Annotated in this window: 25 protein-coding genes; 5 read left to right on the top strand and 20 right to left on the bottom strand. The window is 66.9% G+C overall.

Going from position 1 to position 22,010, the window contains the following annotated elements:
* From QF040_RS23740 to lplT, 3 genes are all read right to left on the bottom strand, one after another.
* On the bottom strand, positions 1-489 hold the full coding sequence (locus QF040_RS23740) for a glutathione peroxidase (RefSeq protein ID WP_429613078.1): 489 nt from the start codon (positions 487-489) through the stop codon (positions 1-3).
* Positions 490-499: 10 nt separating this feature from the next.
* Positions 500-1,390, bottom strand: coding sequence for a DMT family transporter (locus tag QF040_RS23735; protein ID WP_429613077.1), 891 nt, complete (start codon positions 1,388-1,390; stop codon positions 500-502).
* 70 nt (positions 1,391-1,460) lie between these two features.
* On the bottom strand, positions 1,461-2,765 hold the full coding sequence (lplT, locus tag QF040_RS23730) for a lysophospholipid transporter LplT (protein WP_429613076.1): 1,305 nt from the start codon (positions 2,763-2,765) through the stop codon (positions 1,461-1,463).
* Between the two features lie 193 nt (positions 2,766-2,958).
* Here lplT and alr point away from each other — a divergent pair, with 193 nt between their 5' ends.
* Positions 2,959-4,059, top strand: a complete 1,101-nt coding sequence (alr, locus tag QF040_RS23725) for an alanine racemase (RefSeq protein WP_429613075.1) — start codon at positions 2,959-2,961, stop codon at positions 4,057-4,059.
* Positions 4,056-4,793 (top strand): hypothetical protein, encoded by a 738-nt coding sequence (locus tag QF040_RS23720; protein WP_429613074.1) that lies wholly within the window; start codon positions 4,056-4,058, stop codon positions 4,791-4,793. The genes alr and QF040_RS23720 overlap by 4 nt, the downstream gene beginning before the upstream one ends.
* Before the next feature lie 29 nt (positions 4,794-4,822).
* Here the strand turns inward: QF040_RS23720 and QF040_RS23715 are convergent, their stop codons facing one another.
* From QF040_RS23715 to hpaR, 15 genes are all read right to left on the bottom strand, one after another.
* Entirely contained in the window at positions 4,823-5,800 is a 978-nt protein-coding gene (locus QF040_RS23715) for a 2-dehydropantoate 2-reductase (RefSeq protein WP_429613073.1), read from the bottom strand.
* Positions 5,801-5,822: 22 nt separating this feature from the next.
* Positions 5,823-6,623 (bottom strand): class II aldolase/adducin family protein, encoded by an 801-nt coding sequence (locus tag QF040_RS23710; RefSeq protein ID WP_429613072.1) that lies wholly within the window; start codon positions 6,621-6,623, stop codon positions 5,823-5,825.
* 18 nt (positions 6,624-6,641) lie between these two features.
* Entirely contained in the window at positions 6,642-7,631 is a 990-nt protein-coding gene (locus QF040_RS23705; protein WP_307644605.1) for a Bug family tripartite tricarboxylate transporter substrate binding protein, read from the bottom strand.
* Positions 7,632-7,761: 130 nt separating this feature from the next.
* On the bottom strand, positions 7,762-8,229 hold the full coding sequence (locus QF040_RS23700; protein WP_429614689.1) for a nuclear transport factor 2 family protein: 468 nt from the start codon (positions 8,227-8,229) through the stop codon (positions 7,762-7,764).
* Between the two features lie 28 nt (positions 8,230-8,257).
* Positions 8,258-9,088 (bottom strand): 4-hydroxy-2-oxoheptanedioate aldolase, encoded by an 831-nt coding sequence (gene hpaI / locus QF040_RS23695; RefSeq protein WP_429613071.1) that lies wholly within the window; start codon positions 9,086-9,088, stop codon positions 8,258-8,260.
* A gap of 13 nt (positions 9,089-9,101) precedes the next feature.
* Positions 9,102-9,905, bottom strand: coding sequence for a 2-oxo-hept-4-ene-1,7-dioate hydratase (gene hpaH, locus QF040_RS23690; protein WP_429613070.1), 804 nt, complete (start codon positions 9,903-9,905; stop codon positions 9,102-9,104).
* A gap of 12 nt (positions 9,906-9,917) precedes the next feature.
* Positions 9,918-10,325 carry a 5-carboxymethyl-2-hydroxymuconate Delta-isomerase gene (locus QF040_RS23685; protein WP_429613069.1) on the bottom strand — a complete coding sequence of 136 codons (408 nt, stop codon included), beginning with the start codon at positions 10,323-10,325 and terminating at the stop codon, positions 9,918-9,920.
* Between the two features lie 14 nt (positions 10,326-10,339).
* The gene (locus QF040_RS23680) at positions 10,340-11,167 is read right to left on the bottom strand and encodes an extradiol ring-cleavage dioxygenase (RefSeq protein ID WP_307603961.1); all 828 of its coding nucleotides are present in this window, start codon (positions 11,165-11,167) and stop codon (positions 10,340-10,342) included.
* 85 nt (positions 11,168-11,252) lie between these two features.
* The gene (locus tag QF040_RS23675) at positions 11,253-11,588 is read right to left on the bottom strand and encodes an aromatic ring-opening dioxygenase subunit LigA (protein WP_307684221.1); all 336 of its coding nucleotides are present in this window, start codon (positions 11,586-11,588) and stop codon (positions 11,253-11,255) included.
* Positions 11,589-11,594: 6 nt separating this feature from the next.
* Complete coding sequence (locus tag QF040_RS23670; RefSeq protein WP_429613068.1) at positions 11,595-12,578, bottom strand: tripartite tricarboxylate transporter substrate binding protein; 984 nt, start codon at positions 12,576-12,578, stop codon at positions 11,595-11,597.
* Complete coding sequence (gene hpaE / locus QF040_RS23665) at positions 12,575-14,041, bottom strand: 5-carboxymethyl-2-hydroxymuconate semialdehyde dehydrogenase (RefSeq protein WP_429613067.1); 1,467 nt, start codon at positions 14,039-14,041, stop codon at positions 12,575-12,577. Before hpaE ends, QF040_RS23670 begins: the two co-directional genes overlap by 4 nt.
* A gap of 17 nt (positions 14,042-14,058) precedes the next feature.
* The gene (locus QF040_RS23660) at positions 14,059-15,045 is read right to left on the bottom strand and encodes a Bug family tripartite tricarboxylate transporter substrate binding protein (RefSeq protein WP_429613066.1); all 987 of its coding nucleotides are present in this window, start codon (positions 15,043-15,045) and stop codon (positions 14,059-14,061) included.
* Between the two features lie 45 nt (positions 15,046-15,090).
* Positions 15,091-15,861, bottom strand: coding sequence for a fumarylacetoacetate hydrolase family protein (locus QF040_RS23655; RefSeq protein WP_429613065.1), 771 nt, complete (start codon positions 15,859-15,861; stop codon positions 15,091-15,093).
* On the bottom strand, positions 15,858-16,496 hold the full coding sequence (locus tag QF040_RS23650) for a fumarylacetoacetate hydrolase family protein (RefSeq protein ID WP_429613064.1): 639 nt from the start codon (positions 16,494-16,496) through the stop codon (positions 15,858-15,860). Before QF040_RS23650 ends, QF040_RS23655 begins: the two co-directional genes overlap by 4 nt.
* The gene (gene hpaR / locus QF040_RS23645) at positions 16,493-16,927 is read right to left on the bottom strand and encodes a homoprotocatechuate degradation operon regulator HpaR (protein ID WP_429613063.1); all 435 of its coding nucleotides are present in this window, start codon (positions 16,925-16,927) and stop codon (positions 16,493-16,495) included. The genes QF040_RS23650 and hpaR overlap by 4 nt, the downstream gene beginning before the upstream one ends.
* A gap of 102 nt (positions 16,928-17,029) precedes the next feature.
* On the opposite strand from hpaR, the gene radA reads away from it, so the two are divergent.
* Complete coding sequence (radA, locus tag QF040_RS23640; protein WP_429613062.1) at positions 17,030-18,418, top strand: DNA repair protein RadA; 1,389 nt, start codon at positions 17,030-17,032, stop codon at positions 18,416-18,418.
* A 55-nt stretch (positions 18,419-18,473) separates the two neighbouring features.
* On the opposite strand, the gene QF040_RS23635 is transcribed toward radA, so the two are convergent.
* Positions 18,474-19,124: a hypothetical protein gene (locus tag QF040_RS23635; protein WP_429613061.1), complete on the bottom strand. Its 651-nt coding sequence runs from the start codon at positions 19,122-19,124 to the stop codon at positions 18,474-18,476.
* On the opposite strand from QF040_RS23635, the gene QF040_RS23630 reads away from it, so the two are divergent.
* Positions 19,124-19,549 carry a glycerate kinase gene (locus QF040_RS23630; protein WP_429613060.1) on the top strand — a complete coding sequence of 142 codons (426 nt, stop codon included), beginning with the start codon at positions 19,124-19,126 and terminating at the stop codon, positions 19,547-19,549. The genes QF040_RS23635 and QF040_RS23630 overlap by 1 nt on opposite strands.
* Here the strand turns inward: QF040_RS23630 and QF040_RS23625 are convergent.
* Positions 19,546-20,490, bottom strand: a complete 945-nt coding sequence (locus QF040_RS23625) for a LysR family transcriptional regulator (RefSeq protein ID WP_429613059.1) — start codon at positions 20,488-20,490, stop codon at positions 19,546-19,548. The genes QF040_RS23630 and QF040_RS23625 overlap by 4 nt on opposite strands.
* A gap of 130 nt (positions 20,491-20,620) precedes the next feature.
* Here QF040_RS23625 and QF040_RS23620 point away from each other — a divergent pair, with 130 nt between their 5' ends.
* On the top strand, positions 20,621-21,970 hold the full coding sequence (locus QF040_RS23620; protein ID WP_429613058.1) for an MFS transporter: 1,350 nt from the start codon (positions 20,621-20,623) through the stop codon (positions 21,968-21,970).
* The last annotated feature ends 40 nt before the right edge of the window (positions 21,971-22,010 follow it).

Here is a 22,010-nt window from a genome sequence, read left to right as displayed (position 1 = left end):
TCAGCCCGCTGCGAGCGCCGCCTCGACGTCGCGCGTGAGCGAGGCGGGCGTGTCGAGCGGCGCATAGCGCTTGAGCACTGTGCCATCGCGCCCGATGAGGAACTTGGTGAAGTTCCATTTGATGGCTGTCGAGCCCAGCAAGCCGGGCTTCTCCTTGGTGAGCCACTGGTAAAGCGGTGCGGCGTTGCTGCCGTTCACGTCGATCTTTTCCATCATCGGAAAACTCACGCCGTAGTTCGTGGTGCAGAAGGCGCCGATTTCCTCGTTGGTGCCCGGGTCCTGCGAGCCGAACTGGTTCGAGGGAAAACCCAGCACGGCGAGGCCTTGGTCGGCGTACTTCTCGTGCAGCGCTTCGAGCCCGGCGAACTGCGGCGTGAACCCGCATTTGCTCGCCGTGTTGACGATCAGCAGCACCTTGCCCTTGAAGGCGGAAAGCTTCACGGGCTTGCCGTCGATCTGGTTGGCCTCGAAGTCGTAGACGCTGGTCATGGGGTGTTCCTCAGGTGGACGCAGAGGCGCGATCATCGCCCCGTGCCGGCGTTCGTGCAAACGCGGCCCAGACGGCGCCCAGCACGATCAGCGCACCGCCCGTGAGGATGCGCGGGTCCATCGTGGACGCGCCGAGCGCCACCGACGAGACGCTGGCGAACAGCACCTCCGACAGCATGATCACCGAGGTCGCGCTGGCCGCGAGCCGTGCCGCGCCGTACTGAAGACACACGTTGCCGATCACGAAACCTGCGCCCAGCAGCACGGCCCAGCCGAGCCAGCCCGGCGCAGCCTGCAGGGGCGAAGCGATGGCGCCAAGCGAGGTACCGACCAGCGCCGCGATGCCCGCCACGAACGTGCAGCCGCAGAACATCGCGAGCGCACGCGATTCGCCCGGCGCGGGCCGCAGGTGGCGCAGCACGATGTTGGTCACCGCGAAGCTGAAGCCGGCCGCAAGGCCCAGCCAGTCGGGCAGGCTCGACGGCACCGGCCAGTCGGTGCCCGGCGCCTTGAGCACCACGACCACCCCGGTGAGCGCCAGCGCCACGCGCGCGAGTGCGCCGCCCGTGGGCCGCTCCCCCAGCAGCAGCCAGCCCAGCAGCACGCTCCACAGCGGCATCAGATAGAACAGCAGCACCACGCGCACCACGTCGCCCTGCGTCACCGCCCAGTTGAAACCCACGTTGGTGAAGCCCGCCGCGAGGCCCAGCACCGCGAGCATCGGGTAGGCCGCGAAGCTCTTCCAGGCATGGCGGCGCACGATGCCCATCACGGTCGCGATGGCCAGGTAGATGAGGCACGTGGTCCACAACGGGTGCAGGCCGTGGCTTTCGATGTGCCGGAAGGGAAACCACGACAGCCCCCAGACGAAGGCGTTGAAGATCAGCGCGAGGGCGGGCATGGCGGCGTCGGGAGAAAAGGGGCTTCGGCGCTCGGCGCGCCGGCCGTCTCACCAACGCAGTCGCGCAAGGTCAATGATGTTTGTCGCTGCGGGCGATGGCCAGCAGGTGCTCGACTTCTTCCGGGTACTTCTTCAGGTTGTTCTCGTGCCAGCGCTTGATGAGCCACATGCACCCGGCCACCACGAGGCCGAAGGCGCTGATCGCACCGTAGGCCGACAGGCCCAGCCCGGTGCACACGCTGTAGAAGCCGCCCAGCAAGAGAATGCAGGCCTGCTCGTTGAAGTTCTGCACCGCAATCGAACGGCCCGCGCCCATGAGGTTGTGGCCGCGGTGCTGCAAGAGCGCATTCATCGGCACCACCAGGAAGCCGCCCAGGCCGCCCAGGATGATGAGGAACGGCACCGCGAGCCACACGTTGCCGATGAAGTTCATGCAGATGACCATCAGCCCCATCGCGATGCCCATCGGGATCACGCGGGTGGCCATGTCCAGCCGCATGCGCATCGAGGCCACGATGGCGCCCACGGCCGTGCCGATGGTCACCACGCCAGTGAGCGCCGAGGCCTGCGTCGTGTTGTAGCCCAGCGCGAGCGAAGCCCAGGCCAGCACGATGTACTTGAGGTTGCCGCCCGCGCCCCAGAAGAGCGTGGTGGTGGCCAGCGAGATCTGGCCGAGGCGGTCGCGCCACAGGCGCGCATTGCAATGCCAGAAGTCGGGCAGCAGCGCGGCGAGGTTCCGCACGAAGCTGTGCTCGGGGTTGGAGCGCAGGGGTCGCATCTCGACGCCGGTGTGCGGGATGCGTGTGTTGAACCAGGCGGCCAGCATGTAGACCAGGATCAGCACCGAGATCGCGGCTTCGGCCGGCGAATCGATGCCGGTGTCGATCAGCGGGAAGTCGAAGGCCAGCAACTGGCTGGAGACCGCATGACCCACCAACGTGCCGCCGAGCACGATGCCCAGGAGGATGGAGGCGATGGTGAGGCCCTCGATCCAGCCGTTGGCCTTGACCAGTTGGGAGGCCGGCAGCAGCTCGGTGAGGATGCCGTACTTGGCCGGCGAGTAGGCCGCCGCGCCCAGGCCCACGATCGAATACGACAACAGGGGGTGCGAGCCGAACAGCATCATCAGGCAGCCGACGACCTTGATCGCGTTGCTGATGAACATCACCTTGCCCTTGGGCAACGCGTCTGCAAACGCGCCCACCAGCGGCGCGAGCACCACGTAGAAGACCGCGAAGATCGGCACCAGGGCCGCGCGCTGCCATTCGGGGGCGCCCGAACTTCGCATGAGATCGACGGCAACAACGAAAAGCGCTTGGTCGGCCAGCGACGAAAAGAACTGGGCCGACATGATCGTGTAGAAACCGCGCTTCATCGATGGGCTGGCTGGCCAGAGGGGTCTGCTGGCGGTAGTGAAAAAGTGTCGCGTCCGGAGCGAATGGGCGGTTATAGCATGGGGGTACGACGTGGAAATGGGCATCCCTTCCGTATTCGACCCCATTCCCGGAAATGCTAAAACGTGGTCTGAACTTACCCCCAGTCCGCCTGCAGCCTGCCCAGAGCACCCCATGCCGCGCCCCATTCTTGCCACCGTCCACACCGCCGCCCTTCGCAACAACCTGGAGCGGGTCCGCCGTTCGGCGCTCGACGCCCGTGTCTGGGCTGTGGTCAAGGCCAACGCCTATGGCCACGGCATCGAGCGGGTCTATGAAGGCCTGCGCGGCGCCGACGGCTTCGCGCTGCTCGACCTGGCCGAGGCCGAGCGCGTGCGCGCCCTGGGCTGGCGCGGCCCCGTGCTGCTGCTGGAAGGCGTGTTCGATGCGCGCGACCTGGAGCTGTGCTCGCGACTGGACCTCTGGCACACCGTGCATTGCGACGAGCAGATCGACATGCTCGCAGCGCACAAGACCCTCAAGCCGCAGCGTGTTTTCCTGAAGATGAACTCGGGCATGAACCGTCTGGGCTTCACGCCCGAGCGCTTCGGCTCGGCCTGGACGCGGCTCAACGCACTGACGCAGGTCGACGAGATCTCGCTGATGACGCACTTCAGCGACGCCGACGGCCCCCGCGGCATCGCGCACCAGCTCGAAGCCTTCGAGCGCGCCACGCGCGACCTGCCGGGCGAGCGCTCCATTGCCAACAGCGCAGCCACCCTGCGTCATGCCGACCAGACGCGCGGCGACTGGGTGCGCCCCGGCATCGTGCTGTACGGCAGCGCCCCCGACTTTCCGTTGCACGACGCGGCGCACTGGCAACTGCAGCCCACGATGACGCTTTCGACGCAACTGCTCTCGGTGCAGACGCTCAAGGCCGGCGACACCATCGGCTATGGCTCCAACTTCACGGCCGAGGGGCCGCTCACCATCGGCGTTGCCGCGGTCGGCTACGCCGATGGCTATCCGCGCCACTGCAACACCGGCACGCCGGTGCTGGTGAACGGCGTGCGCACCCGCATGGTGGGCCGCGTGAGCATGGACATGATCACCGTCGACCTCACGCCGGTGCCCGATGCGAAGTTCGGCGCCGAGGTCACGCTGTGGGGCCGCTCCGCCGCGACGGGCGCGATGCTCTCCATCGACGAGGTCGCGCAGGCGGCGGGCACCGTCGGCTACGAACTCATGTGCGCCGTGGCCCAACGCGTGCCGTTCGCCGCTCCCACCGACGAATGAAGATCCTTTCCAACTGGCGCTCGGTGCGCCTTTGGGAAACGGAGGTCGAGCGCGACCTGCACCGCAACCACAGCCTGCGCACGCACGGCATCCTGATCGGCACGTTCACGCTCCTCCTGATGTGGGGCGTGTCGGCGCTGCAGATGCACCTGCTGCATGTGGATTCGCTGGCGGTGCGCTACTTCCTCACGCTGGGCGTGGGTTACCTCGGCTACTTGCTCGTGCTGCGCTGGTGGGCGAAGCGCCTGGTCGAGGGGCGCAGCGTCGATGTGGATGTCGATGTGCCCGATATGGACTTCAACGGCGGGAGCTCATCCGATCACCTGAGCGTTGCCGATGTTGCCGATGGCGGCAGTGTGCTGTCCGACGTGGCCGGTGGCGTGCTCGACGTGGCGGGCGGCGCGGACGAAGGCGCCATCATCGTGGTGCCGGTGCTTGCGATCTTCGCAATCTGCGTGGCCGTGCTCTTCGGCGCCGGCTATCTCGCGCTCTTGTACTTCAGTTGGGACGCATTGCTGGCCGTGGCCGTCGAGGTGGCGTTCTCGTATGTCTCGGCTCGCGCAGCGGTGCGCGTGGCGCGCGAAGGCTGGTTGATGGCCGCGGTGCGGCTGACCTGGAAGCCGCTGCTCGGCGCAGTGATCTCCGCCGTGATCCTTGGCGCCGTGCTCGACCGCTTCATGCCGCAGGTCAACTCCTTGCCCGAGGCGGTGCGCGTCTTGCTGAAGACGCACTGACGCCACTCGCCGCGCGCGGGCGGCCCGTTTCAGTACAACCCAAGCTGCCGCGTCCTCAACCGCGCCAGCCCCAGCAGCGCATCGGTAAACGGCGTGGCCACCCCGGTCAACTCGCCCAGCTCGCGCACCACCGTCACCAGCGCATCGAGCTCCACCGATCGCCCGGCCTCCACGTCCTGCAGCATCGAGGTCTTGAATGCGCCGAGCTTCTTCGTCACCTCGTGCCGGTCTTCGGGGCTCTGCGTGATCTCGATGCCGATGCGCCGGCCGATCTCCTTGGCCTCCAGCATCACGGCCGAGATGAACCCGCGCACGTAGTCGTCGCCCATGATGAGGTCGGTGGTGGCACCGGTCAGCGCGCTGATCGGGTTCACCGTCATGTTGCCCCAGAGCTTGAACCACACGTCCTTCTGGATCTGCGGCGACAGCGTGGTGTTGATGCCCGCGCGGGTCAAGAGGTCGACCAGCGCCTGCACGCGCGGCGTGGCCTCGCCCGAAGGCTCGCCGACGATCAGCCCGTTGCCGAAGTGATGCCGCACCACGCCCGGTCCGTCGAGCGAGCAGCTCGCATGCACCACGCAGCCGATCACGTTGCGCGCCGGAATGGCCTTGGCGATGGCGCCATCGGGGTCGACCGCGGCCAGCCGGCGGCCCGTGATCTCGCCGCCGAAGCCGCCTTCGAGAAACCACCACGGCACGCCGTTCATTGCGACCAGCACGATGGTGTCGGGCCCGATCAGCGGCCCGATGCGTTCGGCCACGGCCGCCAGCGCGGGCGCCTTCACGGCGATGACCACCAGGTCCTGCACGCCGAGCGCCTCGGGGTCGGCCACTGCGTTGACCGGCACGCGCGTGCGCACGTCGCCGCGCATCAGCGAGAGGCCATCGCGTTGCAGCACTTCGAGCGTCGCGCCGCGTGCCACCACATTGAGCCGTTCGCCGGCCTGCGCAAGGCCGGCACCGATCCAGCCGCCGATCGCACCGGCGCCGTAAATACAAATCTTCATGGGAGAGGCCGTCTCGATCTTTTCAGTTTCTGTAGCTCGGGTCGATGCGGTCCACCTGCCGCACCAGCGCATTGAACACGTCCTGCCCGGCGCCGTGCGCGGGGCTGAACTGCAGCGCATCGCGCGTGCAGCGCTCGGCGATTTCCTCGCTCACCGGAATGGCCGTGCCCATCGAGAAGGTCGCCATCTGGATCTCGCAGGCGCGCTGCAGTGTCCACAGGATCGCGAAGGTCTGCGGCAGCGTCTGGCCCCAGGCCAGGAGGCCGTGGTTGCGCAGGATCACCGCGTTGCGGTTGTCGATGCTCTTCAAGAGGCGCGGGCCTTCGTCGGCATGGATCGTGATGCCTTCGAAGTCGTGGTACGCCACCATGCCGTGCAGCTGGGCGGTATAGAAGTTGGTCTGCTGCAGGCCGCCCTGCAGGCAGGCCACGGCCACGCCGGCCGTGGTGTGGGTGTGCATCACGCAGTGCGCGCCGGGCAGGCCGTCGTGAATGGCCGCGTGCACCGTGAAGCCGGCGGGGTTCACCGGGTACGACGAGCCGTCGAGCACCTTGCCCTGCAGGTCGATCTTCACGAGGTTGCTGGCCGTCACTTCGCTGTAGTGAAGCCCGAAGGGGTTGATGAGGAACTGCTTCTCGCCACCGGTCACGCTGTCGGGCAGCCGCACCGTGATGTGGTTGTAGATCATCTCGACCCAGCCCAGCATCGCGAAGACGCGATAGCAGGCCGCGAGCTCTTCGCGCGCGGCGCGCTCGTCGGGGTGGATCGAGGGATGGACCAGCGCCGAAGGCGTCGAGGTCGCGGTGGCGAGTGGGGTGTTCATTGCAGTTCCTTCATACGGTTAACCCTCCGCGGTGAAGCCGACCTCTTTCACGATCGGCGCCCACTTGGCGGTGTCTTTCTTCAGCAGCTCGGTCAGCTCCGCGGGCGTGGAAGACATGGCTTCCAGCCCGAAGGTGCCCAGGCCGTCGATCACGTCTTTTTGCGCGAGCGCGTTCTTCATCGCGGTGTTCAGGCGCGCCACCAGCTCGGGCGACGCCTTGGCAGGCAGGAAGAAGGCGAACCACTCGCTGTGCGCCATGTCCTTGATGCCCTGCTCGCCGAAGGTCGGCACATCGGGCGCGAAGCGGCTGCGCTTGGCACCTGACACACCCAGGATTCGCACCTTGCCCGACTGCAGATGCTGGGTGATGTCGCCGATCGGGCCCGACACGGCCGAGATGTTGCCGCCCAGGAGGTCGAGCATCGCCGGCTGCGTGCCGCGGTAGGCGGCGTGCTTGAGTTCGACATCGCCCTTCTTGCCCAGCAGCGCGCCGATGAAGTGCGGCGTGGAGCCCGCGGCCGGCGAGCCGAAGTTGGCGCCGGCCGGGTTGGCCTTGGCCCAGGCGAGGAACTCGGGCACGCTCTTCACGCTGGCGGGCACCGACGGGCCGACGGCAAAGCCGAAGTCGAAGATGCAGCCGATGCTGACCGGGGTGAGGTCCACCATCGGGTCGTACGGCAGCTTCTTGTAGATGTGCGGATAGATCGTGAGGATCGAGGTCGGCGTCTGCAGGATGGTGACGCCGTCGGCCGGCCGGCCCTTCACGTAGGTGACCGCGATCTGGCCGCCCGCGCCGGTGCGGTTCTCGACCACCGCCGCCTTGGCGTATTCGGGGCTGAGCTTCTGCGCCAGGCGACGGCAGATGGTGTCCGAGGTGCCGCCGGCCGCGAAGCCGGTGACGATGGTCGCGGTCTCGATGCCCGCCTGCGCGTAGGCCTGCTGGCCGATGCTCGCAAGCAGCGCCGAGGCGCCGGTGGTCTGAAGGATCTGGCGGCGTGTGAAGCTCATGATGGGTCTCTCTCCGGGTGGTGGTGGTTCGGGAGCGCGTATTTTTCCAGCAAGGCATGGGGCGGGACCCCCGCGTTTACCTCACGTTTTGAAAGCCGCGACACGTTTTCCTCGACCGGCGAGTTCGCTGTCAGAACATTCCGTTCTTGTTGGCGGCGGTTTCGGGCACGGGCTGCACCACATCCCAGTGTTCGACGATCTTTCCGTTCTCCAGCTTGAAGATGTCCACGATGGCGCTGCCGCGCGTGCCCGGCTCGCGCACCGCGTTCACATGCAGGATCACGTAATCGCCGTCGACGAAGGAGCGCTTGATCTCGCTGCGCGAATTCGGAAACTTCTCGCGCAGGAAGGCAATGAACTTGCGAAAGCCCTCGGCGCCGTCGGCTGCGGTGGGGTTGTGCTGCACGTAGCGGTTGCCGACGTACTGCAGGGCCGCGTCGGCGTCCTTCTGGTTCAGGCCCTTCTCGTAGAAGGCGAGCACGGTCTGGCGGTTGGCCTCCTGCCGTGCCTGGGCGGTCGGGCTGCCGCCCGGTTGTGCGCAGGCTGCGAGGAAGAGGGTGGCGGCCGCGAGTGCGGCGGCCAGGATCATGCGTTTCATCATCTAGGACTCCCGGTATGAAAGGACTTCAGTAGCCGTTGGGCACTACGCCACTCGTAGCGCCCGCGGCGTTCTTGTATTTCGCCGCCAGTTGCTTCGCCGCGGCCGTGAGCACGATGGTGTCCACGCCCACGGCCACGAACAGCGCACCGGCCGCGAGCCACTTGCGCGCCTGCTCCTCGGTGGTCGAGAGAATGCCCGGCGCTTTGCCGGCTTTCAGAATGCGCGCGATGGCATCGGCGATCACCGCCTGCACCTCCGGGTGGTTGGGCTGGCCCACGAAGCCCATCGATGCCGACAGGTCGGCCGGTCCGATGAACACGCCGTCCACGCCCGGCGTGGCCGCAATGGCATCGAGATTCTTCATCGCCTCGACCGTCTCGGCCTGCACCAGGAGGCAGGTCTGCGCATTGGCTTCGTGCAGGTACTGCGGATAGGCTTGCCAGCGCGACGCACGCGCGAGCGCGCTGCCCATGCCGCGGATGCCCTCGGGCGGATAGCGCATGCCCTGCACCATGCGCGCGGCCTGCTCGGCGGTGTCGACCATCGGCACCAGCAGTGTCTGCGCGCCGATGTCCAGGTACTGCTTGATCAGCGTGGTGTCGCCGGTCGGAATGCGCACCACCGGATGCGAGCGCTCCGATTCGGGTTGCGCGGACCACGCGCTCGAAATGCCCTGCAACTGACCGAGCACCGAGCGCACGTCGTTGGGCGCGTGCTCGCCGTCGACCAGCAGCCAGTCGTAGCCGCAGCCCGCGAGGATTTCCGCGACGTAGCCATCGGCGAGGCCGACCCAGAGGCCGATCTTTTGCTCGCCGGCCAGCATGGCCTGCTTGAAGGTGTTGATGGGGGTGTGCATGAACGTCTTTCTTTCAGACAAGGCGGAACGAGATGGCGCCGAGCGGGCCGTAGTCGGCGTGGAAGGTGTCGCCCGGCAGCGCCGTGGTCGGTCGGGTGAATGAACCCGCCAGCACCACTTCACCGGCTTCGAGGTGTTCGTCCCACGGTGCGAGCTTGTTCGCGAGCCACGCCACGCCGGTGGCGGGATGGTTGAGCACGCCCGCGGCCACGCCCGTTTCCTCGATCACGCCGTTCTTGTAGAGCAGGGCGCTCACCCAGCGCAGGTCGACCGCATCGGGCTTCACCGGCCGGCCGCCCATCACGATGCCGGCGTTGGCCGCGTTGTCGGAGATGGTGTCGAACACCTTGCGAGGCGCCTTGGTGTGGCGGTCGAACTGCTCGATGCGCGCATCGATGATCTCGATGGCGGGCACCACGTAGTCGGTGGCGGCGAGCACGTCGAAGATGGTCACGCCCGGGCCCTGCAGCTTCCTGCCGAGGATGAAGGCCAGCTCCACCTCGATGCGCGGCGCGATGAAACGCGTGAAGGGAATGTCGCCGCCCTGCTCGAAGAACATGTCGTCCAGCAGCGTGCCGTAGTCGGGCTCGTCGATCTGGCTGGACTGCTGCATCGCGCGCGAGGTGAGGCCGATCTTGTGGCCCTTCACCGTGCGGCCCTCGGCGATCTTGTGCTTCACCCATGCGCGCGAGATGGCGTAGCCGTCCTCGACGGTCATCTCGGGAAAGCGCTTGGAGAAGTGCTCGACCTGCACGCGCGATTTCTCGCTCTCGTGCAGCTCGGCGGCCAGCTTGGCAATGGTGTCGGAAGAGAGCATGGAGGCCTTCGCTCAGGTCTTGTTGAAGAGAGGATGCAGGTTGCTGTGCTTGCCGTCGTACACCTGGCCCGGGCTTTCGTCGATCTGCAGCGTGATGCCGATGTGGCGCTGGTCGAAGATCGGCGCGAAATGCGCGCGCACGTCGGCCAGCAGTTCATCGCCGGCCTTCTTCTTCACCGCCTCGGAACGCCCCGCGGCCATGCGGATGTTGAGGTAGACGAAGGCGTAGTCGGCCTTGCCGTCGGCCACCGCGTAGTGCGCGGCCGGATAGGCCAGCACGCGCGTGCCGCCGATGGGGAACACGGGCTTGCCGGACTCGTCGTGCTGCTTGAGCATCGTGTCGGCGAGCGTGCGGCACAGCGCCGACATGTCGGTCTCGGCTTCGATGTTGGGCGTGTAGAGGATCACCAGGTGCGGCATGCGTGTTCTTTCGTTCAGGCCACCGACATGACGGCGGCCGTGCAGGTCACCGCGAAGATCGGGATGGCCTTCATGTGGAAGATCTCGCCCTTGCCGCGCGCGGCCGCGGCCACGCTCAGGAAGGTGCGGATCTCGAAGCCGCCCTGGCCCGCTTCGCGGTAGGTGGCCTCGTCGTTGTAGTCGTCCTGCGAGAGCAGCGCCTCGCGGTCATTGGCGCACCAGCGGCGCATGAACTCGGCGTCCCACTCGGCATTCACCTTGCCCGAATCGGGCGTGGCCGGCCAGTGCGAGATGCCGCCCGTGCCCACCAGCGCGATGCGCTCGGGCGCCTTGTCGCAGGCGCGGCGCAAGGCTTCGCCGAAGGCCCAGGCGCGGTGCAGCGGCGTGAGCGGCGGGCCCTGGCAGTTGATGTTGACGGGGATGACCTTGGTGTCGAACGCCGGCGTGAGGAAATTCAGCGGCACCATGATCCCGTGGTCGAACTTCCACTCTTCCGCATAGGCCACGTCCACCGTCTGCATCACCTCGCGGATCAGGCGCTGGGAGAGCGCGGCGTCGCCCGGCACCCTCGTCTTCTCGATGCCGAGCCACTTCGGGTCCTCGATCGGACCCTCGTAGCTGTCGGCCATGCCGATGGCGTAGGCCGGCATGTTGTTCATGAAGAAGTTGGCGAAGTGCTCGGCGGCGATGACGATCACCGCGTCGGGCTTCGTCGCGCGCATCGCCTCGCCGAAGCGGTGGAACTGCGCGTGGAACTCGTCCTTCACCGCCGCGTCGGCGAGATGCGCGCGGCCGGTGATGCCGGGGGCGTGGCTGCACACGCCTGCGAATACGAGACTCATCTCGATGCCCGCCCGGCCGCCCGAAGGGCATCGAGCACCCCCGCGGGGGGCAGCGAACCACACGAAGTGGGGAGCGTGGGGGTCTTCATATTCCTGCCACTTTCTCGTTCGTTCCAGTTGTCATTGCGTAGATGCCGGCGCGCACGGGGCCGTACTTGCGCACGCCTTCGCGCATGGCTTCCAGGTAGTCGGCCCATGCGATGCCGAGCAGCGGCGCGAAGTGCATCAGCAACTGGCCATTGCAGCCGAGCACATAGAGCTTGCCGATGTCGCCGGTCGCGATGGCCTCGCGCTCTTCCTCGTCGAGGTCGTAGTCGGCGAGCAGCGCGGCACGCACCTCGCCGCCTTCCGCATACCGGCGCTGCACCTCGGCTTCGCGGTTGAGCGCGAAGAGGAATTTCTGCATCGCATAGAGGCTCATCGTTCTTCAGCCCTCGATCTGGATGTTGGCCTTGCGGATCACGTCGCCGTACTTCGCGATCTCGCTCTGGATGAACGCCGCGAAGCGCTCGGGCGTGCCCGACAGCGACGCGATGCCGCCCTTGCGGAAAGCCTCGGTCACGGCAGGGCCCGCGAGCGCGCGGTTCACTTCGTCGTTCATGCGCAGCACGATGGCATCGGGCGTGCCGGCGGGCGCCAGCAGGCCGTTCCACGAATTGGACTCGATGGCCACGCCCTGTTCTGCGAGTGTGGGTATGGCGGGCGCGTACTGCGATCGCCGCGCGGTCGCCATGCCCAGCGCGACCAGCTTGCCGCTCTGGATGTGCCCGCGGAACTCGGGCCAGTTGCCGAACATCATCGTCACCTGCCCGCCGAGCAGGTCGGTGAGCGCGGGCCCCTGGCCCTTGTAGGGCACGTGCACGATGTCCAGGCCCATCTGCAGCTTGAGCATTTCGCCCGACAGGTGGGCCGAGGTGCCGTTGCCGAAGGAGGCGAAGCTCAGCGTGCCGGGCTTCGCCTTGGCCTGGTTGCGCAGGTCGGCCAGCGTCTTCAGGCCGCTCGATGGATGCGTGGCGAGCACGTGTTCCGACATGCCCATGAGCGCGACGGGGCGCAGGTCTTTCTGCGTGTCGTAAGGGAGCTTGCGCACCAGCGTCTGGTTGGCTGTGAAGCTGTTGGCCACGCAGACGAAGCTGTAGCCATCGGGCGCGGACTTGGCGACCGAATCGACGCCGATCACCGTGCCCGCGCCGGGCTTGTTCTCGACGATTACCGCCTGATCGAGCGTCTTGCCGAGTTCGACCGCCACGAGCCGCGCGACGAAGTCGGTGGTGCCGCCGGGCGGGAAGGGCACGACGATGCGCACCGGCTTGTTGGGCCAGTCGCCGCGTGCGTGGGCGAATGGCGCGAGCGACGGCAGGGCCGCGAGCGCGGCGGCGCCCTGCAGCAGCGCACGGCGGCTGGTGTTCACGCCACGCCCCAGTGCGGAATGTGATGCGAGCCCATCGACACCGCGATGTTCTTCGGCTCGCAGAACACTTCGTAGCTCCAGGTGCCGCCTTCGCGGCCGGTGCCCGAAGCCTTGGTGCCGCCGAAGGGCTGTCGCAGGTCTCGCACGTTCTGGCTGTTGACGAAGCACATGCCGGCTTCCACCGCGGCGGCCACGCGGTGCGCCTTGCCGATGTTCTCGGTCCACACGTAGCTCGAGAGGCCGTACTGGATGTCGTTGGCGAGGCGAATCGCATCGGCCTCGTCCTTGAACGGGATGAGGCATGCGACCGGGCCGAAGATTTCTTCCTGCGCGATCTTCATGCGGTTGTCGACATCGGCGAAGACGGTGGGCATCACGTAGTTGCCGCGCTGAACGCGGTCAGGCAGGTTCGACGGCGCATCGAGGCCGCCGCACAGCAGCGTCGCGCCTTCCTTCGGACCGAGCTCGATGTAGCTGCGCACCTTGGCCAGGTGGGCCTGCGAAATCATCGGGCCGACGATGGTCTTCTCGTCGAGCGGGTCGCCCACCGTGATGCGCTTGGCGCGCTCGGCGAACTTCGCGGCGAAGTCGGCGTAGATCGACTGCTGCACCAGGATGCGCGAGCCCGCCGTGCAGCGCTCGCCGTTGTTGCTGAAGATCATGAACACGGCCGCGTCGAGCGCGCGGTCGAGGTCGGCATCCTCGAAGATCACGAAGGGGCTCTTGCCGCCCAGCTCCATGCTGAACTTCTTGAGGCCTGCGCTCTTCACGATGCGGTTGCCCGTGGCGGTGGAGCCGGTGAACGAAATCGCGCGCACATCGGGGTGCGCCGCCAGCGGCTCGCCCGCTTCCTTGCCGTAGCCGTGCACGAGGTTCAGCACGCCGGGCGGAATGCCGGCTTCGAGCGCCAGCTCACCCAGGCGCGCGGCCGTGAGCGGCGAGAGTTCGCTCATCTTCAGCACGGCCGTGTTGCCGAATGCCAGGCACGGCGCGACCTTCCAGGTGGCCGTCATGAACGGCACGTTCCACGGGCTGATCAGCGCGCACACGCCCACCGGGTGGAACAGCGTGTAGTTCAGGTGCGTGGGCGTGGGGTAGGTGTGGCCGTCCACGCGCGTGCACATCTCGGCGAAGTAATAGAAGTTGTCGGCCGCGCGCGGAATCAGCTGCTTGCCTGTTTGCGCGATGACCTGGCCGCAGTCGTTGGTCTCGGTCTGCGCGATCTCGGGCACGTGCGCGGCGATCAGGTCGCCGAGCTTGCGGATGAGCTTCGCGCGTTCGGGCGCGGGCATGCCGGCCCATTTCGGGAAGGCTTCCTTCGCCGCGGCGACGGCCGCATTCACCTCGGCCTCGCCGCCCGAGGCGACTTCGGCCAGCACCTCCTGCGTGGCAGGGTTGACGGTTTCGAAGTAGTCCTTGCCCGTGACGGACTTGCCGCCGATGAGGTGGTTGATCTGTTGCATGGAGGGTGTCCGGTTCTTCAGTCGAGCTTGATGTCGCGCGCCTTGATCAAGGCATGCCATTTCTTGCGCTCCGCATCGGTGTAGCGCGTCATTTCGGTGGCGTCGGCGGAGCGTGCTTCCCAGCCAGCGTCGTAGAGCTTCTGCTTCACGCCGGCATCGCCCATGGCCTTCTGCAATTCGGAGCCGAGCTTTGCCTGCACTTCCTTGGGCGTAGCGGCAGGCGTCACCAGGCCTTGCCAGGTGTAGGCCTCGACGTTGGCGTAGCCCATTTCTTTGGCGGTGGGCACGTTGGGCAGTTGCGGAATGCGCTCGGCCGACATCGCCAGCAGCGGAATCACCTTGCCGGCCTTCACCGCGCTCACGCCGCTGGGCAGGTCGAGCATCATCAGCGGCACCTGGCCGCCCATGAGGTCTTGCAATGCCGGCGCGCCGCCCTTGTAGGGCACGTGCAGCATCGACACGCCGGCCTCGCGCTGGAACAGTTCCATCGCCAGGTGGTGCGGGCTGCCGGTGCCGGGCGTCGCGATGCTGAACTTGCCGGGCGATGCCTTCAGCGCGGCAATGAGCGCCTTCGCATCGGCCACGCCGGCGTTGGGCGCGGCGGTGATGACGAGGGGCGAGCGGCCCATCATGCCGACGAGCGCGAAGTCTTTCTCGGCGTCGTAGGGCAGCTTCTTGTAGAGCGCGGGGTTGTAGACCAGCACGCCGTTGTCGGCCGAGAACACCGTGTAGCCGTCGCCCGGTGCGCGTGCCACGTTCTCCGACGCGATGATCGCGCCCGCGCCCGGCTTGTTGTCGACCAGCACCGGCTGGCCCATCTGCTGCGACACCTGCGCGCCGACCGTGCGCGCGAGAAAGTCGGTGCCGCCGCCGGCCGGGTAGCCCACCACCCATCGCACGGGCTTGGTGGGGTAGGCGGCCGTCTGCGCCGGTGCATCGAGCGCGAGCATCGAGGCAGCCAGCGCCACGAGGGCGACGGCGAGTGTTTTCTTTCTGGTGTTCATCGCGTTTGTCTCCGCTGGTTTTGTGTGTGTGTGACAGGAAAAAAATCAGGCCGCGTCGATCGTGTTGACCAGCGCGCCGATGTGCTCGATCTCGGTGACGATCACATCGCCCGGCTTGCAGTCGACGACGCCGTCAGGTGTGCCGGTGAGGATCAGGTCGCCCGGCGAGAGCGTCATGAAACGGCTGAAGTACTCGATGAGGAAGGGCGCATCGAAGATCATGTCGCGCGTGTTGCCCTGCTGCGTGACGGTGCCGTTGACGGTGGTTCGCAGCGCGAGCGCCATCGGGTCGGGTACATCGGCCGCATCGACGAACCAGGGGCCGAGCGGCGTGCAGGTGTCGCGGTTCTTCACACGCAGGTTCGGGCGGTACCAGTTCTCCAGGTAGTCGCGGATCGCGTAGTCGTTGGCGACCGTGTAGCCGCCGATGAAGTCGTAGGCGTCGTCGCGCCTCACGTTCCTCGCGGTCTTGCCGACCACGATCGCGAGCTCGCACTCGTAGTGCATGAACTGCACGCCGGCCGGCCGGTGCGTGAGCTGGCGGTGGCCGATCAGCGTGCTTTGGCCCTTGACGAAGACCAGCGGTTCCTCGGGCGCCTTGAACTCGAGTTCCTTGGCATGGTCGGCGTAGTTGAGGCCGAGCGCGAGGATCGTGCGCGGGCGTGCGGTGGGCGCGAGCGGAGGGAGCCAGGTGAGCTGTTCTTGCGGAACGACGCGACCGTCTTCGAGACGGACGGCAGCGTCTGGCTGGCCGTTGAATTCGTGGGCGATGCCGGTGTGCTCGCGGCCTTCGTGAATGACGCGTGCGTGCTTCATGCGGCGGTCTCCTGCACCAGCGTGTGGGTCAATGTTTCGAAGCCCGGCGCGGAGATCTCGATGCGGTCGCCCGCGCGCGCCAGCGGTCGGCCCGCATCGCAACCCAGCATCAGCACGTCGCCATGTGCGAGCGTCATGAATTCGCCGACGTCGGCGAGCAACTGCTGCGCAGGACGCACGAGCTGCGAGAAGTCGATCGACTGCTTCAGTTCGCCATTGATGCGCACCTCGACGCGGAAATTCGCGGGGTCGGCCACGTCCTGCGCATCGCGCATCGCGGGGCCGATGCCGAGGAAGCCATCGAGGCATTTGAACTTCACCGGCGGGCGGAAGAAGCTCGCGTGCGGGATCGACAGGTCGTTCATCAGCACGAAGCCCTCGATGTCGCCCTCGGCGCCGATCACCATGCCGACGCTCGCGCCGATCTCCACTTCGGGAACCGACGAAGGCACGGCGATGGCGCTGCCGTGCGGGCTCCAGGTGTTGGCGGTCTTCACGTAGAGCACGGGTGCTTTGGGCGGTGCCTTGTAGGGCGGCGCGGTCATCTGCGGCGCGAGCGCTTCGACCTCGGCGCGGAAGTTCAGCAGCGTGCCGTACACGGTGCCGGTGGGAAGGAAATGCGAGGCGGTGCTCATAAGGGCTGCTCCAGTGCGATCAGCTCGTCGAGCAGGCCGTAGAGCTGCGTGAGCTTGGCTTTGCCGAGCGACTTTTCCATCCAGTCGTAGTGCGCCTCGATGCTGGTGCCGAGGCGCTTGACCAGCTTCATGCCATGCGGCGTGGCCTCGACCACGGTGCGGCGCTGGTCGGCCGGATCGCGGGCACGCGTGATGAGGTTGTCGCGCTCCATGCGCGCGAGCACGCCGGTGAGGCTGGGTCCGAGGATGAAGGCCTCGCGCGCGACGCGGCCGGTGTCGACCGCGCCGTGTTCGCCGAGCACGCGCAGCACGCGCCATTGCTGGTCGGACAGCGCGTGTTCGCGCAGGCTGGGCCGCGTGTGGGCCATCACGGCTTCGCGGGCCTGCAGCAGCAGGCGCGGCAAATTGCGGTGGGTGAAGGTGGTGCTCAAGAGCGAGGCCTCATCATCAAATTAGTTAACATGTTAAATGAATGGCGATTTCTTTCCAAGCCATCGGCCATCAGGGTTTGTGCGGACACCTAAACTCGACCGATGGCCAAGGACAAAACGACTTTCGTCTGCAGTGAATGCGGCGGCACCAGCCCCAAGTGGCTCGGCAAATGCCCGAGCTGCGGGGCATGGAACACATTGATAGAACAGGCGGCCGGGAGCAACGCGCCGGCCAACAACCGCTTCGGCACGCAGTTCTCGCCGCTGGCGGGTGTGTCCGAACTGGCGACGCTCTCGGAGATCGAGGCGACCGACATCGCACGCACGCCCACCGGCATCGACGAACTCGACCGCGTGCTGGGCGGCGGCATCGTGTCGGGCGGCGTGACGCTCATCGGTGGCGACCCGGGCATCGGTAAATCCACGCTGCTGCTGCAGGCGGTCGATGCGCTGCAGCGCGCGGGGCAGAACGCGCTCTATGTGACAGGCGAGGAAAGCGGCGCGCAGGTCGCGCTGCGGTCGCGCCGGCTCGGACTCGATCACTCGCAGGTGCAGGTGCTCGCCGAGATCCAGCTCGAGAAGATCATCGCCACGCTCGACGCCACGCGACCCGCGATCGCGGTCATCGACTCGATCCAGACCGTGTATTCAGACCAGCTCACTTCGGCGCCAGGCTCCGTGGCGCAGGTGCGCGAATGCGCCGCGCACCTCACGCGCTTTGCCAAGACCAGCGGCACGGCCGTGGTGCTGGTGGGCCACGTCACGAAAGAGGGCGCCCTCGCAGGTCCGCGCGTGCTCGAGCACATGGTCGACACGGTGCTGTATTTCGAAGGCGACACGCATTCGAGCTTTCGCCTCGTGCGCGCCATCAAGAACCGCTTCGGCGCGGTCAATGAGATCGGCGTGTTCGCGATGACCGAGCGGGGCTTGAAGGGCGTGGCGAATCCGAGCGCGATCTTCCTGAGCCAGCACGCCGAACCAGTGCCCGGCAGCGTGGTGCTGGTCACGCTCGAAGGCACGCGGCCGATGCTGGTGGAAATCCAGGCGCTGGTCGACAACGGCGGGCCGAGCCCGCGGCGCCTGTCGGTGGGCTTGGACCGTGACCGTCTCGCCATGTTGCTGGCGGTGCTGCACCGCCACGCGGGCGTGGCCTGCATGGATCAGGACGTGTTCGTGAACGCGGTGGGCGGCGTGCGCATCAGCGAGCCTGCGGCCGACCTGGCTGTGATGCTGGCCATCACCTCGAGCCTGCGCGGCAAGCCGATGCCCAAGGGTTTCATCGCGTTCGGTGAAGTGGGACTGGCCGGTGAGGTGCGTCCGGCGCCACGTGGGCAGGAGCGCCTGCGCGAAGCCGCCAAGCTGGGCTTCAGCATCGCGGTGGTGCCCAAGGCCAATGCACCGCGCAAAGGTTCGAAGGAGATCGAGGGCTTGACCATCCATCCCGTCGAACGCATCGAAGAGGCGATGGACGTGGTCCGCCGCCTCGATTGATTCATTCATTGGGAAAAAATGCCCGGCGCGCCTGTGACGCGCCGGGCCACCCTCCCTATCCCCCGATGTGCATCGTGAACGCCGGCCCGCTGTTGAGCACGCATTGGCCGCTGCCCAACGTGGCCGAGTTCATCGTGTACTGGCAACTCAGGTTGCCGCCGCGATTGCCGCTGGCATTTGCCACACCGGCACTTCGCGAGCCGGCAACCCGGGTCGCCTCTCCCTGAAACTGTTCACTGCCAATCTGCGCGTTGAAATGGCCGCGGCCGTTCATGTCGTTGGTCACCGTGCCTGCGACGGTTCCGTAGCGCGCCGCTTCGGCGTTCGACGGATACAGGCGTGCACTGAAGCTCTGCGCGATCGGTCCCGGTGCAACGGCATAGGCCTGCGAAGGCGGCGCCGCGGGTGCGGGTTGTGCGATGGGCACCACGTAGCAACCGCTGAGTGCGGCGGCCGTGAGCGTGGCGGCGAGAGTGAGACGAACGATGGTGGCGGAACGCGGAATATTCATACGCTTTTCTGTGGCCCGGGTTGATGCCCGTGCGGTGAAATGTGCCGTCTCGCGCCACCGCGCCACTCGCATTTCGCAGTGAGTACCGTTTTTCGCGCCCGGTGGTAGCCACGGCCGATACAGCGCCGCCGCACTCATGTCGATATGTGAACTTTCGAATGCGCCGGCAGGGCGCAAAGCATCGAGCGGCGACAATGCGCGCCATGAATTTCCAGAAATTGCTGGTGCCCGTGGGCGGCATCGTCCTTCTCGGCCTGGCCTGGCGCAGCTACGGCTGGGCCGGTGTCGCATTGACCGGCGGCGTGATCGTGATGTTCCTGCTGCTGCACTTCAACCGCGCGATGCAGGTGCTCAAGCGCGCTGCCGACCGGCCGGTGGGCTATGTGGCCAGCGCGGTGATGCTCAACGCGAAGCTCAAGAAGGGCGTGACCCTGATGCATGTCATCGCGATGACACGCGCACTCGGCGAACTGCGTTCCCCCGCGGACACGCAGCCCGAGCTCTACCGCTGGACCGACACGGGCGGCTCGTACGTCGATGCGGTGTTCAACGGCGGCAAGCTGCAGAGCTGGGAAATGACGCGGCCCGAGACGCCCGAAGAAGAAACCCCGGCCAGCTAATCCGCAGCGGCCTTGTGGCGCGGCCGGCGCCACAGCGGATTCACCTTCGCGTGGTGGCGCACTTCCTTGGTGAACTCCGCGCACATGTGGGTCATGAGGTCGGCCGAGCGATAGACCAGGTAGACATCGAAGTCCGGCACCTCGTCGGTGATCGGCAGGCGCTCCAGCAGGCCGGGCTGCATCCGCACCGCGCCGGCGTCGTGGAACACACTGTCCGACCACATGCTCACGAGGTCGGTCTGCGTGGCCAGTTGCAGCCCCAGCAGGTTCGATGCGCTCTGCACCATGCGCTTGGGCATCTCCAGCCCGTTCACACGCATCGTGGACACCAGCGGACTGCCGGGCTCGTCGATGGGGTCGAGCACCAGCCAATCGGCCTCCAGCAGCGTGCGGAGCTTGCGCACCCGCCGCAGCGGATGCCCGGTGCGCACCGCCACATGCATCGACAGCGAGAACAGCGGCTCCCACTGAAAGACGTTGGTGCCCGGTCCGTTGCAGGTCGAAACCAGTGCCAGGTCGAGCCGGCCTTCGCGCAGCCCCTCGAAGAGCTGCTGCGGCCGCTGCTCGTAGGCGCGCAGCGCCACGTTGGGAAAGCGCTGCCTGAACGATGCCATCGCATTGGGCAGCGGCCCGCCCGAGGCGACCGCGGTAAAGCCGATATTGAGCTGTGCCTCGTCGCGCCCGCGAATCGCCTCGATGTCCTCGAGCGCGTGTCGCAGCTCCTGCTCGACGAGGCTCGCGCGCCTGACCAGTGCCGTGCCATAGGCCGTGAGGTTCACGCCGCGCGTGGTGCGCAGCATCAGCGTCACGCCGAGTTCGCGTTCCAGTTCGGCGATCGTCTTGGACAGCGCCGGCTGCGTGATGTGCAGGCTGCGCGCGGCCTCATGGATGCTTCCGTTCTGGGCGACCGCCAGGAGAACGCGCAGTTGTTGCAGCTTCATCTTGCCTCCGTGATCCCAAGGGGAATCCCTTGGGGGATTCCATTTGGTTATCAGCATGAAAATATGTGATTCTGCGCTGGCGCGCTTTGCCTGAATACTCCGCCGCTGTTCTGTTCGTGGAGTCGATTCGATGAGTGAAGCCGCTTTGCCCGCAAGCCAGATGGGGCGCTCCCCCGCGGCGGCCGCTGCGCCGTCTTCCCCCGCCGAGACCGTGCACGCCAAGGGCAAGCACAAGGGCAAGCAGACCCAGTTCCGCCTGATCGCCGCCTGCTCTCTCGGCAATGCGCTCGAGATGTACGACTTCACCGTCTACAGCTTCTTCGCGCTCCTGATCGGCAAGCTGTTCTTCCCGTCCGACAGCCCGTACGGTTCGCTGCTGCTGGCCGTGGCCACCTTCGGCATCGGCTTCGTGATGCGGCCGCTGGGCGGCGTGATCATCGGCAACTACGCCGACCGCAAGGGCCGCAAGGCCGCGTTGACGCTCACCATCGGGCTCATGGTGGCCGGCACGCTGTGCATCGCGCTCGCGCCCACCTACGCCTCGGCCGGTGTGTTCGGCTCGCTGATGATCCTGGCGGGGCGCCTCTTGCAGGGCTTCTCGCTCGGCGGCGAGGTGGGCGCCGCCACCTCGATGCTGATGGAGTCGGGCGGCATCCGGGGCCGCGGCTTTCGCGTGAGCTGGCAGCTCGCGAGCCAGGGCATCGCGGCGGTGTTGGGCGCGCTCACCGGCGCCGCGCTGTACGCCGCGCTGCCGCAGGCCTCGCTCGAGAGCTGGGGCTGGCGCCTGCCCTTCCTGTTCGGCCTGCTGATTGCGCCGGTGGGCTTCTACATCCGCGCCAACCTCGAGGAAACTCACCAGGCCCGCAGCCACGAATCCAGCCCGATGGGCCGGCTGCTGCGCGAGCACGGAGGCACGGTGCTCAAGGGCATCTTCGCCACGACGGCGGGCACGGCCGCCATGTACCTGGTCGTGTTCTTCATGCCGACCTACATGATCCGCGTGCTGCACATGCCGCCGTCGCTGTCGCTGCTGTCGGGCTGCGCCACCGGCATCACGATGTTCGCGGTGGCTCTGCTGGCGGGACGCCTGGCCGACAGGCTGCCGAACCGCAAGCCGCTGGTGATCGGCTCGTTGGCGCTCGGCGTGCTGGCGGTGTACCCGGCGTTCTGGCTCATCAACCACTACCCGAGCGTGCCGCTGGTGCTGTGCCTGTCGGTGCTGCTGACGGCGATCGTGAACCTTGGCACCACGCCCCTGTTCCTGATGCTGCTGGAGATGCTGCCGATCGGCGTGCGCGCGAGCGGCATTTCGGTGATCTACAGCGTCGGCGTGACGGTGTTCGGCGGCTCCTCGCAATTCATCGTGACCTGGCTGCTCGCGACGACCGGCAACCCGATGTCGCCGGCCTTCTACATGATGGCCTGCGGCGTGCTGAGCATCTGTGCGCTGGTGAGCCTGCGCGCACGAAGGGCCGACTGAAAAGATTTCCTCCCCGCAACATCGAAGAACAACACTCAAC

The sequence above is a fragment of the Variovorax sp. W2I14 genome (assembly GCF_050435205.1).
In the GTDB taxonomy this organism is placed as follows: domain Bacteria; phylum Pseudomonadota; class Gammaproteobacteria; order Burkholderiales; family Burkholderiaceae_C; genus Variovorax; species Variovorax paradoxus_C.
This window is presented reverse-complemented; position numbering and strand designations above follow the sequence as displayed.

What these genes read in the sequence shown, in the direction of transcription:
- QF040_RS23735 (WP_429613077.1), bottom strand. Translation starts at nt 1,390, where the DNA reads ATGCCCGCCCTCGCGCTGATCTTCAACGCCTTCGTCTGGGGGCTGTCG.
- hpaH (WP_429613070.1), bottom strand. Translation starts at nt 9,905, where the DNA reads ATGCTCTCTTCCGACACCATTGCCAAGCTGGCCGCCGAGCTGCACGAG.
- QF040_RS23685 (WP_429613069.1), bottom strand. Translation starts at nt 10,325, where the DNA reads ATGCCGCACCTGGTGATCCTCTACACGCCCAACATCGAAGCCGAGACC.
- QF040_RS23720 (WP_429613074.1), top strand. Translation starts at nt 4,056, where the DNA reads ATGAAGATCCTTTCCAACTGGCGCTCGGTGCGCCTTTGGGAAACGGAG.
- QF040_RS23705 (WP_307644605.1), bottom strand. Translation starts at nt 7,631, where the DNA reads ATGAGCTTCACACGCCGCCAGATCCTTCAGACCACCGGCGCCTCGGCG.
- QF040_RS23675 (WP_307684221.1), bottom strand. Translation starts at nt 11,588, where the DNA reads ATGAGCCTCTATGCGATGCAGAAATTCCTCTTCGCGCTCAACCGCGAA.
- QF040_RS23740 (WP_429613078.1), bottom strand. Translation starts at nt 489, where the DNA reads ATGACCAGCGTCTACGACTTCGAGGCCAACCAGATCGACGGCAAGCCC.
- QF040_RS23710 (WP_429613072.1), bottom strand. Translation starts at nt 6,623, where the DNA reads ATGAACACCCCACTCGCCACCGCGACCTCGACGCCTTCGGCGCTGGTC.
- lplT (WP_429613076.1), bottom strand. Translation starts at nt 2,765, where the DNA reads ATGAAGCGCGGTTTCTACACGATCATGTCGGCCCAGTTCTTTTCGTCG.
- QF040_RS23620 (WP_429613058.1), top strand. Translation starts at nt 20,621, where the DNA reads ATGAGTGAAGCCGCTTTGCCCGCAAGCCAGATGGGGCGCTCCCCCGCG.
- QF040_RS23625 (WP_429613059.1), bottom strand. Translation starts at nt 20,490, where the DNA reads ATGAAGCTGCAACAACTGCGCGTTCTCCTGGCGGTCGCCCAGAACGGA.
- alr (WP_429613075.1), top strand. Translation starts at nt 2,959, where the DNA reads ATGCCGCGCCCCATTCTTGCCACCGTCCACACCGCCGCCCTTCGCAAC.
- QF040_RS23700 (WP_429614689.1), bottom strand. Translation starts at nt 8,229, where the DNA reads ATGAAACGCATGATCCTGGCCGCCGCACTCGCGGCCGCCACCCTCTTC.
- QF040_RS23630 (WP_429613060.1), top strand. Translation starts at nt 19,124, where the DNA reads ATGCGCGCCATGAATTTCCAGAAATTGCTGGTGCCCGTGGGCGGCATC.
- hpaI (WP_429613071.1), bottom strand. Translation starts at nt 9,088, where the DNA reads ATGCACACCCCCATCAACACCTTCAAGCAGGCCATGCTGGCCGGCGAG.
- QF040_RS23650 (WP_429613064.1), bottom strand. Translation starts at nt 16,496, where the DNA reads ATGAGCACCGCCTCGCATTTCCTTCCCACCGGCACCGTGTACGGCACG.
- QF040_RS23680 (WP_307603961.1), bottom strand. Translation starts at nt 11,167, where the DNA reads ATGAGTCTCGTATTCGCAGGCGTGTGCAGCCACGCCCCCGGCATCACC.
- QF040_RS23715 (WP_429613073.1), bottom strand. Translation starts at nt 5,800, where the DNA reads ATGAAGATTTGTATTTACGGCGCCGGTGCGATCGGCGGCTGGATCGGT.
- QF040_RS23660 (WP_429613066.1), bottom strand. Translation starts at nt 15,045, where the DNA reads ATGAACACCAGAAAGAAAACACTCGCCGTCGCCCTCGTGGCGCTGGCT.
- QF040_RS23655 (WP_429613065.1), bottom strand. Translation starts at nt 15,861, where the DNA reads ATGAAGCACGCACGCGTCATTCACGAAGGCCGCGAGCACACCGGCATC.
- radA (WP_429613062.1), top strand. Translation starts at nt 17,030, where the DNA reads ATGGCCAAGGACAAAACGACTTTCGTCTGCAGTGAATGCGGCGGCACC.
- hpaE (WP_429613067.1), bottom strand. Translation starts at nt 14,041, where the DNA reads ATGCAACAGATCAACCACCTCATCGGCGGCAAGTCCGTCACGGGCAAG.